This window comes from Paraburkholderia sp. BGA-UO-ETr-F21 (assembly GCF_059567925.1).
In genome coordinates this window covers 156,784-171,297 of sequence record NZ_JCAQOY010000017.1, presented here as the reverse complement: position 1 = coordinate 171,297, position 14,514 = coordinate 156,784, and the positions used below count along the sequence as shown (strand labels likewise).

At 61.5% G+C, this 14,514-nt stretch carries 14 protein-coding genes; 4 read left to right on the top strand and 10 right to left on the bottom strand.

Annotated features, from left to right (window positions below):
* Positions 1–40: 40 nt before the first annotated feature.
* Positions 41–343, bottom strand: a complete 303-nt coding sequence (locus AC57B1_RS13195) for a hypothetical protein (RefSeq protein WP_496417695.1) — start codon at positions 341–343, stop codon at positions 41–43.
* Between the two features lie 331 nt (positions 344–674).
* Between AC57B1_RS13195 and AC57B1_RS13190 the strand changes: the two genes are divergently transcribed.
* Together AC57B1_RS13190 and AC57B1_RS13185 are read left to right on the top strand one after the other, a co-directional pair.
* Positions 675–1,736 (top strand): catalase family peroxidase, encoded by a 1,062-nt coding sequence (locus AC57B1_RS13190; protein ID WP_408344853.1) that lies wholly within the window; start codon positions 675–677, stop codon positions 1,734–1,736.
* Positions 1,733–2,266, top strand: coding sequence for a cytochrome b (locus AC57B1_RS13185; RefSeq protein ID WP_408344850.1), 534 nt, complete (start codon positions 1,733–1,735; stop codon positions 2,264–2,266). The genes AC57B1_RS13190 and AC57B1_RS13185 overlap by 4 nt, the downstream gene beginning before the upstream one ends.
* A gap of 16 nt (positions 2,267–2,282) precedes the next feature.
* On the opposite strand, the gene AC57B1_RS13180 is transcribed toward AC57B1_RS13185, so the two are convergent.
* The 8 genes from AC57B1_RS13180 to AC57B1_RS13145 form a co-directional block, all read right to left on the bottom strand.
* Positions 2,283–3,191 carry a LysR family transcriptional regulator gene (locus tag AC57B1_RS13180; protein ID WP_496417694.1) on the bottom strand — a complete coding sequence of 303 codons (909 nt, stop codon included), beginning with the start codon at positions 3,189–3,191 and terminating at the stop codon, positions 2,283–2,285.
* Between the two features lie 86 nt (positions 3,192–3,277).
* Positions 3,278–4,837, bottom strand: coding sequence for a DHA2 family efflux MFS transporter permease subunit (locus AC57B1_RS13175; RefSeq protein ID WP_408344844.1), 1,560 nt, complete (start codon positions 4,835–4,837; stop codon positions 3,278–3,280).
* Between the two features lie 94 nt (positions 4,838–4,931).
* Positions 4,932–6,185 (bottom strand): HlyD family secretion protein, encoded by a 1,254-nt coding sequence (locus AC57B1_RS13170; RefSeq protein ID WP_408344841.1) that lies wholly within the window; start codon positions 6,183–6,185, stop codon positions 4,932–4,934.
* A 44-nt stretch (positions 6,186–6,229) separates the two neighbouring features.
* Complete coding sequence (locus AC57B1_RS13165; protein WP_496417693.1) at positions 6,230–7,792, bottom strand: efflux transporter outer membrane subunit; 1,563 nt, start codon at positions 7,790–7,792, stop codon at positions 6,230–6,232.
* Positions 7,793–7,852: 60 nt separating this feature from the next.
* On the bottom strand, positions 7,853–8,290 hold the full coding sequence (locus tag AC57B1_RS13160; RefSeq protein ID WP_496417692.1) for a MarR family winged helix-turn-helix transcriptional regulator: 438 nt from the start codon (positions 8,288–8,290) through the stop codon (positions 7,853–7,855).
* A gap of 231 nt (positions 8,291–8,521) precedes the next feature.
* The gene (locus AC57B1_RS13155) at positions 8,522–8,821 is read right to left on the bottom strand and encodes an ArsR/SmtB family transcription factor (RefSeq protein ID WP_408299364.1); all 300 of its coding nucleotides are present in this window, start codon (positions 8,819–8,821) and stop codon (positions 8,522–8,524) included.
* 123 nt (positions 8,822–8,944) lie between these two features.
* Positions 8,945–10,807, bottom strand: a complete 1,863-nt coding sequence (gene ilvB / locus AC57B1_RS13150) for a biosynthetic-type acetolactate synthase large subunit (RefSeq protein WP_496417759.1) — start codon at positions 10,805–10,807, stop codon at positions 8,945–8,947.
* A 76-nt stretch (positions 10,808–10,883) separates the two neighbouring features.
* A complete protein-coding gene (locus tag AC57B1_RS13145; RefSeq protein WP_496417691.1) occupies positions 10,884–11,462 on the bottom strand; it encodes an AraC family transcriptional regulator in 579 nt (192 codons plus the stop codon).
* A 509-nt stretch (positions 11,463–11,971) separates the two neighbouring features.
* Between AC57B1_RS13145 and AC57B1_RS13140 the strand changes: the two genes are divergently transcribed.
* Positions 11,972–12,997, top strand: coding sequence for a GlxA family transcriptional regulator (locus tag AC57B1_RS13140; protein ID WP_496417690.1), 1,026 nt, complete (start codon positions 11,972–11,974; stop codon positions 12,995–12,997).
* A complete protein-coding gene (gene mug / locus AC57B1_RS13135; protein WP_496417689.1) occupies positions 12,994–13,524 on the top strand; it encodes a G/U mismatch-specific DNA glycosylase in 531 nt (176 codons plus the stop codon). The genes AC57B1_RS13140 and mug overlap by 4 nt, the downstream gene beginning before the upstream one ends.
* On the opposite strand, the gene AC57B1_RS13130 is transcribed toward mug, so the two are convergent.
* Positions 13,485–14,417, bottom strand: a complete 933-nt coding sequence (locus tag AC57B1_RS13130) for a LysR family transcriptional regulator (protein ID WP_091796401.1) — start codon at positions 14,415–14,417, stop codon at positions 13,485–13,487. The genes mug and AC57B1_RS13130 overlap by 40 nt on opposite strands.
* Positions 14,418–14,514 lie beyond the last annotated feature (97 nt).

Below are 14,514 nucleotides of genomic sequence, written 5' to 3'. Positions count from 1 at the left end.
GTCGCCCTTGAGCGACGCTGCAGCAATGCGCCGCGTATCGCTAGTGTTGAGCGCGGTCGCCGCGACTCATGGCAAATCGCGCGGAACATTCCATCGGCAGCACGAAGACATGCCCACACATGGCGGGCGCTGCGGGGGTGGGCGGAAACACAAACCATGAGCCGTTGTCATGCCGGAAGAACACGATCGTCAGCGGCCCGCTCGAAGTGCAACCTTCCAGTCGCACATAGCGACCATGCGTTGCGAGCAACCGGCCGATCTGCGTCACCCGCGCGGGCATCGAACGCGTTGGCGCAAGCCATTTATCCACGAGAGATCGCAAGGAAAGGCTGTCGGCATTCATGTCGTGCTCCTGAATTCCAGTTGGGCTGAGGAGGACATTCGCTCCACAGGTCTGTGAATTCAGTATTGGTTAGGCACTCACGAAGTTAAATCAGAGCAGCCCGAGAATGACGTAGCCGAACATCGTGCGCTGTAGGGGTTTGCCTACGTCGCACTTGCCATGTGGCGCGTCCGCCTGAGCCAGGTGCCCGCGCGAAGCTCGCCGCTCGCAGCGGGTTTTTCGCGCGTTGCGTCGCCGGGTACCCCTCTCAGCAAAATCGATAGAACAATGGCACTATTGTCGCCACCTCGTTAGGTTTCCTCTCAGCCAAATCATTGATCAGGAGAGATCGATGGCCGACAGACCAACTTCCAGTGCGTCCACATTCCGTTCGCTGGTCCTGATAGCAATCGTCGTGGCCGCGCTGGTCGCGGCCTTCGCCTTCACGGCCGGCTGGCTCTCGCCGGGACGCCTGACGCCCGCAAAGATCGTCAACGGATTAGCGCCGCCGGGCGGCGCGGCTCTCGGCTTCCGGCGCAATCACGCCAAGGGCATCTGCTTCACCGGCACCTTCGACTCGAATGGCGCGGCTGCGGCCTTGTCCAAGGCCCCGATGCTCGCGTCCGGCTCCTATCCGGTCACGGGACGTTTCAACCTCGCTACGGCCGATCCCAAGGCCCCGGACGCCACCGTTCGGGTGCGCGGCCTGAGTCTGCGCATCGTCGCACCGGATGGCAGCGAATGGCGTACGGCAATGATCGACGCTCCCGTCTTCCCGGTCGCCACGCCGCAGGCCTTTTACGGCCTGCTTCAAGCCTCGGCCGACAAGAGCGACCCGGACGCCATGAAGAATTTTGCCGCCGCGCATCCGGAGTTCGGCGCTTTTGTGGCGTGGGCCGGCAGCGCGCCTTGGACGGGCTCTTATGCGCAGGAGCGGTATAACAGTCTCAATAGCTTTATCTTCACCAATGCCGCAGGCCAGGACCAGGCCGTGCGCTGGTCGTTCGTGCCCGCCGCGCAACCCGAGACCGTGCCCGCCGACCAGTTGAAGGCGCGCGCCGCCGACTTCCTCGCCGCGGATATTACGCAGCGGGTACACAGCGCGCCGCAACGGTGGACGATGGTCGTCACGGTCGCCAACCCCGGTGACCCGACCGCGGACCCCAGCAAGGCCTGGCCTGAAGATCGCCATCAAGTCGAGGCCGGCACGCTGGTGGTCAACGCCATCGAACCCGAGGCTGACGGGCCATGTCGCGATCTCAACTTCGATCCCACCGTGCTGCCGTCAGGCATGCATGTGTCGGACGACCCGTTTCCCGCCGCGCGCTCGGCCGCCTATTCCGTATCGTTCAACCGGCGGACCGCCGAGGAGAAGGACTATCCGCGCCATCCGGCGGAAGGAGCCACGCAATGACCCCGATCCACGATCGCTTTACACCGCTGCAGCGCGCTCTTCACTGGCTCATGGCAATTTGCATTCTGGCGATGCTATTTATCGGTGTCGGGATGGTGTCCACCATTCGCCCGGATTATCTTTCACTGGTGTCCATCCACAAGCCGCTGGGTATCGTGATTCTTGTGCTGGCGCTGATTCGCCTGGTGATCAGATTCATGCGTGGCGCGCCGCCGCTGCCGGCGTCGATGCCGGAACCGATGAAACTCGCCGCCCGGCTGTCGCATCTCGCGTTCTACCTGCTGATGATCGGGCTTCCGCTAATTGGATGGGGCATGCTGTCGGCCGCGGACTATCCCGTCGTGGTGTTCGGGATACATCTGCCCTCCTTCCTGCCGCATAGCGATGCGTTGCACACGCTGCTGTGGAACGCGCACAGAACGCTCGCGCTGTGTTTCTTTGCGCTGATCGTGCTTCATCTGGCAGCGGCGCTTCTGCACGCGCTGGTCAGGCGTGACGGTGTTTTCCAGGCAATGGCGCCCTGGCGTTGAGGGCCGCCAACGCGGGTCAGCTTTGGTCGGCGAGTTGAATCGAGTACAAATCGATCAGCCAGTCGATAAAAATGTCGACCCGCCTTGGCTTGGTTCGATTGGGCATATACACAACGGACACGGGGCGGGGGTTGAGCGGATAGTCTCTCAGCACCTTCTTTAGCCGGCCGGCTCGCACATGCGCGTCGAGAACGAAGGAGCTGCCCTGTATGAGCCCAAGGCCCGCAATCCCGCACGCCACGTAGGTATCCGCGTCGTTCACGAGGATCGCGCTCTTCAGCGGAACGGCGCGAACCTCGTCTCCCTCGAAAAACTCCCAGCTTCTGATGCGGCCCGACTTCATGGCATAGCTCACGCCAATGTGATCGCCAAGGTCATCCAGTGCGAAGGGCTCGCCATGGCGCCGGATATAGTCGGGCGACGCGTAGGTCAGCGTCTTGTAATGCCCAAGCGGTTTGGCGACCAGCCCGGGTTCGCTCACCGCTCCCACGCGCACGGCGCAGTCCAACCCCTCTTCGATCAGATCGGAATGATGATCAGCAATGCTGATGTCCAGCCGGATCTCAGGGTGATTGGCAAAAAAATCCGGTAGTGCCGGGATGACGGCCGACTTCGCAATGAGCGAGGGCATGCTGACGCGGACTACCCCGCTATTGCTTCCCTTGGAGGCCTGAGCGTCGGCGTCCATTTCATCCAGATCCCGAAGAAGCGCGACGCAACGTTCGTAGTACCGAACGCCCGCATCCGTCGGCTTGCTACGCCGGGTGGTGCGGATGAGAAGCTTTACGCCCAGATCCGACTCGAGGACCTGAACCATACGGGTCACATAGGCTGCGGACGTATGCAGAACTTCGGCGGCTCTCGCGAAGCTGGTCGATTCGACCACCTTCACGTAAGCCTTCATTGCGGCAATCTTGTCCATCATGTGTTTTCGCTGGCATCGAAAAAAGCGTGTGCATGAAACGGGATGCGAAATCCGGGAGCTGCCTAAGATTCGACGACGGCCCCGGTTCAGTGCGCACCAGCGGCCGCGGCACTCCCGCCACCACCCTTGCCGGGTTTCGTCAACCAGATCAGTGGAATGATCGCAATGAAGATCACAGCCGAGAGCCAGAAGATGTCATTGAGACCGAGCATCGCCGCCTGACCGTTGAGCGAGTTCTCAAACGCCGCCAGCGCTTGTTGCGTGCTGCCGCCAAGCATGCCGTGCAGCGAGTCGAGCCCTCCCACGAAGGTCGGATTGTTGACGCTGCTCTGCTCGGCAAGGCGTGCATGGTGCAGGATCGTGCGATCGTTCCAACCCGTGCTGAACAATGACGTGCCCACGGCGCCCGCAAAAACCCGGGCGAAATTCGACAAACCCGCAGCCGCGGGAATTTTGTCCGCGGGCAGGCCGGACAGAATGATCGAAGTCAGCGGCACGAAGAAGAGCGCGGTGGGAATGCCTTGCAGCAAGGTAGGAATCACGAGCGTGAACGTATCGACACCGGTCGTATAGCGCGAGCGCATGAAGAACACGGCCGCGAAACCGAGAAACGCGAGCGTGGCAAGCACGCGGGCGTCGGACTTCGGCATGATCCTGGCCATCACTGGTGCGAGCAGCACGGCGAAGATACCGAGCGGCGCGGTGACGAGCCCGGCATCCACTGAGCGGTAGCTCAGATACTCCTGCATCCATTGCGGCAACAGGACCAGGTTCGAGAAAAATACCGCATACGCGACCGAGATCGCCACCGTGCCGCCCAGGAAGTTGCGCCCGGCGAAGAGCCTCAAATCGACGATCGGATTCTTCTCGGTCAACTCCCAGATCAGGAAGAACACGAAACTGACCAGCGAGAACACGGTCAACGCAATGATGACCGGCGAGTTGAACCAGTCGAGATCCTTGCCTTTGTCGAGCATCACCTGCAACGAGCCGACCCAGGCGATTAGCGAGAGCAGTCCGACCTTATCGATCGGCAGACGCATGGTCGGCGTTTCACGGTCGCGGTAGATCGCCCACGTCACGCCGGCGGCGAACAGCCCCACCGGGATATTGATGTAGAAGATCCACGACCAGGAGTAGCTGTCCGTGATCCAGCCGCCCAGCGCCGGGCCGGCGATCGGGCCGACGGTGGCGGTCATCGCCCATAACGCGAGCGCGGTCGAACTCTTTTCCTTCGGATAAGAACCGAGCAGGATCGCCTGCGACAGTGGAATCAGCGGGCCGGCCACCGCGCCCTGGACGATCCGCGCGGCGAGCAGCACCGGAAGATTCGGCGCAATACCGCACAACCAGGACGACAGCACGAACAACAGGATTGCCCCGACAAACAGCTTGATCTGCCCGACGCGCCGCGTGAGCCAGCCGGTCAGCGGAATTGAAATGGCATTGGCGGCGGCGAACAGCGTGATCACCCATGTACCCTCGTCCACCGACACCCCGAGGTTGCCCGCGATGGTCGGAATCGCGACGTTGGCGATCGACGAGTCCAGCACGTTCATGAAAGTGGCCAACGCCACCGCGAGCGTCGCCAGCGCCAGCTTGCCGCCCGTCAGCGGCGCAAGTGTAGCGGGATTGGATTGATTCATTTCATCACCCATCTTGAGATACGAGGATCAGGGTCGCCGGCAGCTATCTGACCAGTCAGCTAATTCGATAAAAAAATTTGCGCGCTTACTGCTTTCAGCCGGCATGGCGCGACGCGTCGCGGTGCGCGACGGTCTTTTGCGGCGCGGCTGATGCGGCGACGCGCGAGGCCGGCATGTTCTGCGCGATGATCTGGGCGATCTCCGCATCGGCAGCCGCACCATACTGGGCGAACACATCCGTGCGATACGTCGTGTTCGTGGCCGCGGCGAGTTGGGTGCCGGACTCGTCATGGGTATCCACATCGACCTGCATCGACAGACCGATCCGCAACGGATGCGCATCGAGTTCACGCTGATCGAGCAGCACGCGCACCGGCAGGCGCTGCACCACCTTGATCCAGTTGCCGGTGGCGTTCTGCGCCGGCAGCACCGCGAAGGCGGCGCCCGTGCCGGCCGAGAAGCCCTCTATCCTGCCGTGATATTCGACGCTGGAGCCGTAGACATCCGCCGTGAGCGTGACCGGCTGGCCGATCCGCATGTGCGTGAGCTGGCCTTCCTTGAAGTTCGCGTCCACCCAGACCCCGTTGAGCGGCACGATGGCCATCAGCGGCGTGCCGGGCGCCACGCGCTGGCCCACTTGTACCGAACGCCGCGCGACATAACCGGTGACCGGCGCGGGCAAGGTATTGCGCGCATAGTTCAGGTAGGCGTCGCGTACCTTCGATGCCGCAGCCTGCACGTTTGGATGCTGTTCGATCGTGGTGCGGTCTGTCAGCGCGTGATTCGCTTCGGCCTGTTGGCGGGCGGCGTCGAGCGCGGCTTGAGCAGAGCTGACGGCGTCGCGGGCATGGGCGATGTCTTCGCCCGACACTGCGCCGGTTCCCGCAATCGCCTGACGGCGTTTCAGGTCGTCGTTGGCGCGAACCAGATCGGCCTCGCGCTGCGCGATATTTGCCGCGTAGAAATCGTTGTTCACGTACAGGCCGCTCACTTGCCGAACTGTCTGACCGAGCGTCGCCTCCGCGTTCGACAGCGCGATCTTTGCGTCGGCGGCGTCCAGCGTCACCACCGGGTCGCCCTGCTTGACGACCTGCGTATCGTCGGCGTTGACTGCGACCACCGTGCCGCTGACCTGCGGCGTCAATTGCACGAGATTGCCGCTCACGTACGCGTCATCGGTGGACTGGTAGAAGCGCGCCACCGTGAAATAGTAAGCGCCATAGCCAGCGCCTGACACGACAACGGCGGCCGCAAGGAGCGCCAGCATCAGCTTGCGCTTGCGGGGATTTTCAACCTCGACGGGTTCTGCTTGCGCCGTAGTGCGCTCGGCGGCGGTCGTATCGCTCATTTCAATCACTCCTGGCAGTATATAAAGGGGTCGCGACAGTCGTATTAGCGCGCGGCGACGACTGGGCTGATCTGTGTTGCGGTTGCGTTTGCGGTTGCGTTTGCGGTTGCGTTTGCGGTTGCGTTTGCGGTTGCGTTTGTGTTGCCGCTCGAGGTTGCGTTCGGGTTGCCTGCGCTGGCGGCAGCGGTGTCGACATACCCGCCTCCGAGTGCCGCAGCCAACGCGATCTGCTGATCGCGGCGGTTCATCTTCAGGTTGGCGACCGCCTGGTCGGCGGCGAGCGCGTTGGTATCGGCGTTCAGCACCGTGAGCTGGTTCGTGAGGCCGGCCTTGTATTGCGTGAGCGCCAACTGGTCGGCACTGCGCGCCGCTTCCTGGGCGGCCTGCGCATCGCCGAGCTGGACGTCGGTCGAACGGATCTCGGCGAACTGCGTGGCAACTTCCGACAGCGCCGTAACGAGTGTCTGGTTGTAACCGGCCACCGCATTGTCGAAGTCCGCATATCGCCCTTTCAGTTGCGCCCGCAGTTCGCCACCGTCGAAGATCGGCAGATGGATCGCCGGGCCCGCGCTGACGGTGCGGCTCGCAGCGGTCAGAAAGCGGCCGAAACCGAAGGCATCCAGCCCAATCGCGGCGCTCAGGTTGATGTCGGGGTAGAACTCGGCCTTCGCTTCCTTCACGTCGTGCGTGAACGCATCGACACGCCAGCGGGCCGCGACAAGATCGGGGCGGCGGCTCACCAGATCGGCCGGCACGTTATCGGGCAACCGCACCTCGTCGCCGATGCCAAGCGCAGGCCGGGCGATCGCCAGGCCACAGTCCGGACCCGCGCCGAGGAGCGCCGCCAGCTGATAGCGCGTCGTGACAATGCTGCCGTCGAGCGAAGCCAGCGCGGCCCGGCTGCTGGCCAGATTGGCCTGCGCGGTCTTGCGCTCCACTTCGGTATCCAGCCCGCTGGCGATACGGCCGGCCGTGATGCGGTCGATCTGTTCGCGCTGCCCGACTTCCTGTTGCGCAATGTCATGCAATGCGTACAGGCGAGCGAGCTGGTTGTAGTTGCGGGCGATAGCCGAGGTGAGCGTCAGCTTGACGACCTCGGCATCCGCCTCGCTCGCCTGCAACTGCGACATGGCAGCCTTGAGCGCCTCGCGATTCTTGCCCCACAGATCGAGGTCGTACGAGGCCGACAGCAGCCCCTTGTTTTCCGATTGCCACGAGCCGGCATACGGCGGCGGGACCAGAGCGTTACCCGAATACTGCTGGCGCGTGAACGAGTAGCTGGCGCCGACATTCGGCAGCGTGCTCGCCTTTGCCGTCTCCGTATAAGCGGCGGCGGCCGCCACACGGGCGCGCGCCTGAGCGAGCGACGGACTGCCTTTCAGGGCTTCTGCCAACAGGGCTTTCAACTGCGCGTCGCCAAACTGGTCGGCCCAAGCGGCGGCCGGCCAATGTCCGTCGTCCGACGGAATGCTCTGCTGGGTGGCGAGCGTTTGCGGCGGCGTCATTTGCTTGTCGCTCGTAATGCCGGCGTAGTTCGCGCACGCAGACAACACGGCGGCGAACATCACGGAAACGCTAGCCTTCGCCACTCGCCTGCCGACCGTCATTCCATTTAATTGCGATTTCGTTTTCTGACCTGTCAGATATATAGGTAAAAAAAATGCCGCTCAGTCCTCAAGGAATTTGTTAAGCAGGCGGCCCAACTCGATGAACTCTTGCTTCGTAAAGTGCTTCAGACGACCATTCAGGACGCCGGGTGCGATTTCCGGCAGTTGTGCGGCGACCTGCTTGCCTTTCTTCGTCAGCGTCAGGTTGACTACCCGGCGATCCTCCAGGCTGCGCGAGCGTTCGAGCAAGCCCTTGTCTTCCAGCTTGTCGAGCAAACGGGTCATCAGGCCGGTATCGACGCCCAGCAACTTCGACAACTCAAACGGCGTGGAAGCGACCCCGCCATTGAGCGACAGCAGGATGCCCATTTGCTGGGAAGAGATATCCAGGTCCTTCAAGGCATTGTCCATTTCCGCCACCAGAATGTTACGGGCTTTGGTGAGCGCAAGGCCAATGCTTTCCTCCGCCCGGAAGTTGTCCTTCGTGTAGTGGTTCATCTTCCGCTCCTCAATCGACAGACTCAACATTATCTGCAAAGTCAGATACTGTCAACTGGAGTGCGGAAATATTTTTTGGGGGGTCAATCCGGGGCAAAGAGTCCTGAAGTGGGCGTTTCTCCGTACGAATCCGCCTCGCGGGTTTGGCAGTCGCAATAGAAGCGAGCACGAAGCGTCGCACGGCAGCGAGCCTGCCAAGGTGGGCGGCACTTCGGTCGACACACGCTGTGGCTATAGATGCGACCTCATCTGTTCCGCAAAGGCGCGAATGACGTCTTCGTTGCGCGACAGAAACATCCACTGACCAACGCGGGTCGACACCAGCAGTTTCGCCGCGACCAATGCCGCAACGTGCGCCGAGACGGTCGATTGAGATAGCCCACTGCGCGCGAGGATTGCGTTCGCCGGCACACCGCAATCGAGATCGATGTAGCCTTGCGCGAAGTATTCGCGGGGGGCCTTTAGCCACCGCAAAATCTCGCGCCGGAACGGGTTTGCGAGTGCCTTATGAATCAAATTCTCGTCAACCATAGCTTTCGAAGAACGTCTCGATAGAAGCTGCTCGACCAGGCAACGGGTAGGGACGAAATGCTTCACCTATCGCGGTCGCGGCCAAGGTCGTGTCACGCCTTGCGGCACCGGCGCTCGTTTTCGCTAGAACATATCCGCAGCACTTTTTCGTGCTACGCCCTGAATTTGTGTCTGCCCGGTTCGAGACGGGATAAAGGGACCAGTATTCATCGTCGCGTAGCTTTGCCCCGGACCTACGATCGGAAACACATCGGCGTTCTCGTCGATCATCACCTCCAGGAAAGCCGGTCCCTCAAATTCAACGAACGCCCGCAACGCGTGCTCGAGTTCGGACAGCACCTCGACGCGACGGGCAAACTCGAACCCATCGGCCTGTGCCGCCATCACGAAGTCCTTGCGATAGAGCGCCTTGTCGCTGACAAACATTCGCCCGTCGTAAAAGAGACGCTGCCACTGCCGGATCATTCCGTCACCGCGATTGTTGAGCAGCAGTACCTTGACGCGAATGCCGTACGTGCTTGCCGTCTCCAGTTCGCCGACATTCATCCGGATGCTTCCATCGCCGTCGATGTCGATCACGAGCGCATCCGGTCGCGCCAGTTGCGCACCAATCGCTGCGGGCAGCCCAAAACCCATCGTCCCCATGCTTCCCGATGTCAGGAAGCTTCGAGGCTCGACGAACTCGAAAAACTGCGCGGCCCACATCTGATGCTGGCCGACGCCCGTGCTGATGATCGCTCGTCCGCCGGTGATTTCGCTGAGCTTTTCGATAACCCACTGCGGTTGAATCGCAGGGTTCTTACGGTCGTAGTTCATTCCGAAGGTCTGCTTCAACGCCATCACATGGTCGAGCCAGCCAGAAGACGACTGCTTCGCCGGACTGTGCTCGAGCAAAGACTGCAAGGCATCTTTCGCATCGCCCACGTGAGTCCAGTGCGCACGCTTGACCTTGTTGATCTCCGCCTCGTCGATATCGATATGCGCGACATGGCGCGCACCGCGAGCGAATGAGTCAGGCCGTCCACCGGCGACGCGATCATCGAATCGTGCGCCCACAGCAATGAGAAAATCGCAGTCTTCAACGGCGTAGTTCGCGCAGGCGGCCCCATGCATGCCGAGCATGCCGAGACACAGCGGGTGTTTTGCAGATATGGCGCCAAGCCCCATGAGTGTCGTCACGACTGGAATGCCGTGGCGCTCGGCGAACTCCGTTAGCACCGCAGTCGCACGCCCCGTGATCACGCCGCCACCGACATAAAGCAGCGGCCGCTCACTCTGCCGCAGAAGATCAAAAAAGTCGGCAGCTTTGGCCTTTTCCAACCGTGCGCCTTTAGCCACCATGCGCAGCCGATCGGAGTAGCCGCGAAAATGCAGTGTGCCTCGCCCATGATAGGGCCCCGTCCAGTTCTGGATGTCTTTAGGCACGTCCACCACGACCGGACCCGGCCGACCGGTGCGGGCAACTTCGAAAGCGGTTCGCAGCGTTGGCTCGAGCTTCAACGGATCGGTGACGAGAAACACCTGCTTCGCGCACGCCGACATGATGTTGAAGACGGGCGCCTCCTGAAACGCGTCGCTGCCTATCGCGGCACGCGGCACCTGCCCGCAGATGAGCACGACAGGCACCGAATCGCCGTTACAGTCGGCGATTGGCGTCACCGCGTTTGTCGCGCCCGGCCCCGACGTCACCATGAACACGCCGACTTTTCCGCTGGCTCGCGCATAACCTGCCGCCATAAAGCCCGCGGCCTGTTCATTGGCAGGTACGACAAACTTGATCTGACGCTCCACATGGGCCGCGTTCATTTCGTTGTAGCGAAACACCGCGTCGTAGGTCGGCAAGATCGCCCCGCCGCTATATCCAAAGAGTGTGTCGACGCCCTGCTCGGCGAGCACGCGCAGGATGATGTCCGCGCCCGACAGCGTTTCGGTCGCATTCGCCGGCGTCAGATCGGCGTGTGAAGTAATGATTGGGTTTCGGCTCATGGTTGGCTCGCGGGCAAATCGGCGCTGACAGGACCAGCAGCCTGAATCAAAGGACGACTTCCTTTCCAGTTGGCGCTCATTCGCGGCGCCTCGACAATGACTTCGTAATGCTTCTGGCGAACTCTTCGCCAAGGTCTTCCCTGACCAGGTCCAAGGCCACCTGAATACCGTCACTTACGCCACATGACGAGTACAGATTGCCGTCCTTCAGACAACCTTGATCGCTCGCGACGTGCACGAACGGATGCTCGATGGACAGACGCTGCGCGTCGCGCCGATGCGTGGTCAACAAACGATGATCAGCGAGGCCGGCGCGCGCGATCAGAAAAGCCCCGTTGGACACGGATGCGAGCCTTCGTACTCCGCGTCCGGCATTCCTGAGCCAGTCCACCAATTCATGATGTTCCAGGCTCGACCCGAGCACCGGACAACCGGGGACGACGACAATGTCGAAAGCAGCATGTGCGTCCAGCAGGCTCTCCGTCGTGCGGACTGCTACCCCGCTCGAACACATGACGGGCCCAGGCGACGGTCCCACGAGATGCTGCTCGTACAACGTTGCACCGCACAGACGGTTCGCTTCGTGAAAGATATCCATCGGCCCCGTCACTTCGAGCAGCCGGAATCCGGCGTACAGCATCATCGCGACATGCATGCTCCGTTACTCCATGAATTCACTGAACCTAAGCGCCGCGCATCCCGCCGCGTCAGGCCCGGCGAGGCGGCGCGAAGTATGGCGTTCCTTCAGCGTGACAAATCCGTCCATGGCTGCCCCTTTCCCCGGCGTCCGGCTCTTCGTCAGGCTGGTGACCCAGTTTAATGAGCCGGCACGGCAGAGAAAACACGTGCTTGTCGCCATGCTGGGCCAATCCACGTGAGATTTGGGCCAACCGCGGCGCCGTGGTGAGGTTGTCGCTCGTATTGCGTTTTGTTGCGCTGCGTCCGGAGGGTCCATGGCCGTTTGGCATTGCTCGAACCCGGTTGTTTTGTAACCTGGACGCAAAAGTGAGTTACCGCCCTGTGCATCCCTGTTTTCCGCCTGTTGCGTTAAGCTCGGTTACCGCTCGTCAGTAGAGGCTGAGAGGCTTGGCCCGCTCTTTCAGGTAAAGCCAATCGAATCGCAGGTATCGGAGACGGGCCTACTCACTCCATGAAGGTCACGGCATGAAAGTCGCCATTGTCATATTCGATGGTGTTCAGGCGCTCGACGTTGCGGGCCCTCTCGACGTGTTCGCGGAAGCCAACACGATCCTCCCCGACCAACAGAGATATGAAGTCTCTTTGGTGGGTCCTCAGGCCGGCGGGGTGACCTGCTCGAACGGAATGCAGCTCTACGTACCGTTCGGCTATATGGACCTCGACACGCAATGGGATCTGCTTCTGATCGCAGGAGGTCCCCAATTGCCCGATGCTCAGCCTTCCAGTGACTTTCTGGCGTGGCTGCGGAGTCAGGCACGCGACGCGACGCGGTTTGGCTCTGTCTGCAATGGGGCATTCGTGCTTGCGCATGCGGGACTGCTGGACGGCAAGGAAGTGACAACGCATTGGGCGGACGCGGGCCGTCTCGCTAATGAATTTCCGCAGGCTTGCGTGCAGCCCGACAAGATCTTCGTTCGAGACGGACGCCTCTTTACGTCGGCAGGCGTAACGTCCGGCATCGATCTGTGCCTGGCGCTAGTCGCGGAAGACTGGGGACACGAGCTGGCGGTGCGTGTCGCGAAACGCCTCGTGGTTTATATCCAGCGGGAAGGCGGCCAGTCTCAGTACAGCCCGTACATTGGCACCGGGCGGGACGAAGACCCGATTATCGGCAAAGTGCACCGGTATGTGACCGAGCATATAACCGATGCGCTATCCATCGAACAACTCGCGAGCGCGGTTGCCGTGAGCCGGCGAACCTTCTCCAGACTATTTGCGAAGCATGCAAAGGTGACGCCGTCCGTATTTGTCGAGCAGGTTCGCGTCGACACGGCGAGGAAGTTGCTCGAAGACTCGGATGCCCCGCTGAAGACCGTCGCATTCAAATGCGGCTTCCGTAGCGCCACGCATATGCGCACCACCTTCTCCCGGCGGCTCGCGGTGACACCGAAACAATATCGGCAGCGATTTCGCGGCGAGACAGCCACGCAGCGATGGGGAACCAACGGTGCCGACAAGCAGGTCTCTTTTCAAGGACTGTCTCATCCGTGACCGACGGCGGCTACCCTCAGGCTCTTCCCGATCTCCTTGAACCAGGCTTGACGCTAGTTTTCTGCGGAATCAATCCAGGCATTCGTGCGGCATCCACGGGTCACCACTTTGCAGGCCGAGGCAATCGCTTCTGGCGGGTCATGCATCTCGCAGGCTTCACTCCCGAACAGATTCAGCCCGAAGACGACTACACGGTTCTTCGATATGGCTACGGTCTCACCACGGTGGTTTCACGTCCGACGGCGCGTGCCGACGAGCTTGTGCGAACGGAGATCGAACTGGCCGGCGATGGTTTCCGGCGGAAGGTCGAACGGTACGCGCCACGGCACGTCGTTTTCCTCGGAAAGATGGCGCTTGCCGCGATCTCCGGCAGACGCTCTATCGATTGGGGGCGACAAACAGAGCCATTCGGAGGCGCATGCGCGTGGGTATTGCCCAATCCGAGCGGACTGAACAGGGGCTTCGACCTTGATGCACTGGTGTCCGCCTACCGGGAAGTTCGTATCGCAGTCACGTCCACGCCTTGAAGGTGCGTGTTGTTGCGTAAGGTCTCCGTAACGAAATCCACGAACGCGCGAATCTTGCCGCTGCTGCTTCGCCGCTCGACATGAAGCAGGCTCACCGGGATCGACTCGGGTTCGAATGACGTCAGGACAGGTTGGAGCTTGCCTTCGAGCACCTCGGGAGCCGCCTGATACGACAGCAACTGGATTATCCCCACACCTTCGACGGCCGCGAGAACGGCAGCAGGGCCAAGGTCGACGATCATCCGCGGCCGGAATCTGACGGGCAATCTCGAACCATTTTCGTTGAACACCCACTCGAGTGGAAGCGAGACGCCGGTGAAAGACACACAGTGGTGATGGGTCAGATCTCTGGGGTGAAGAGGTTCCCCATGCCTCGCCAGATAAGAGGGCGCGGCGTACGTGCAACGCCGCACGAATCCCAAAGGTATGGCGAATGTCGAGGAGTCCCCAAGGTGGCCGACGCGAATCGCAATATCCACCCCCTCCTCCAGGAGCCGCGTAGTTCGATCGACGTACACGGCATTGATGTTGACGTCCGGATAACGCAGTGCGAAAGCGTTGACCAGAGGAGCGACATAGCGCTGGCCAAACAGCACCGGCGCGGAGACGGTCAACGTACCGACGGGATTGAGCTGGTCGGCTGCGATGATCGATTCCGCGTCCGTGATGGTGTCCAGCACCTTCCTGCAGGCTTCAAGGTATGTCATGCCCGCATCGGTCGGACGAACCGAGCGGGTCGTGCGGGCGAGCAGGTGCGTGCCGAGACGGGCTTCCAGCGCACTGACCGCTCGCGACACCGCTGCGGCTGACATGCTGAATTTTTCGGCCGCACCAGTAAAGCTGCCCCGGTCGACGATGGCAACGAAGACCTCCATCTCACGCAATCTTTCCATTCCGCTTCTTACCTTTTTCACCACGTCCACACGTCGTGATTCTATGCGCAGTGATCCGCATGGTAACGAGCCACGACGCCGAGTGGCTCAAAGAAGA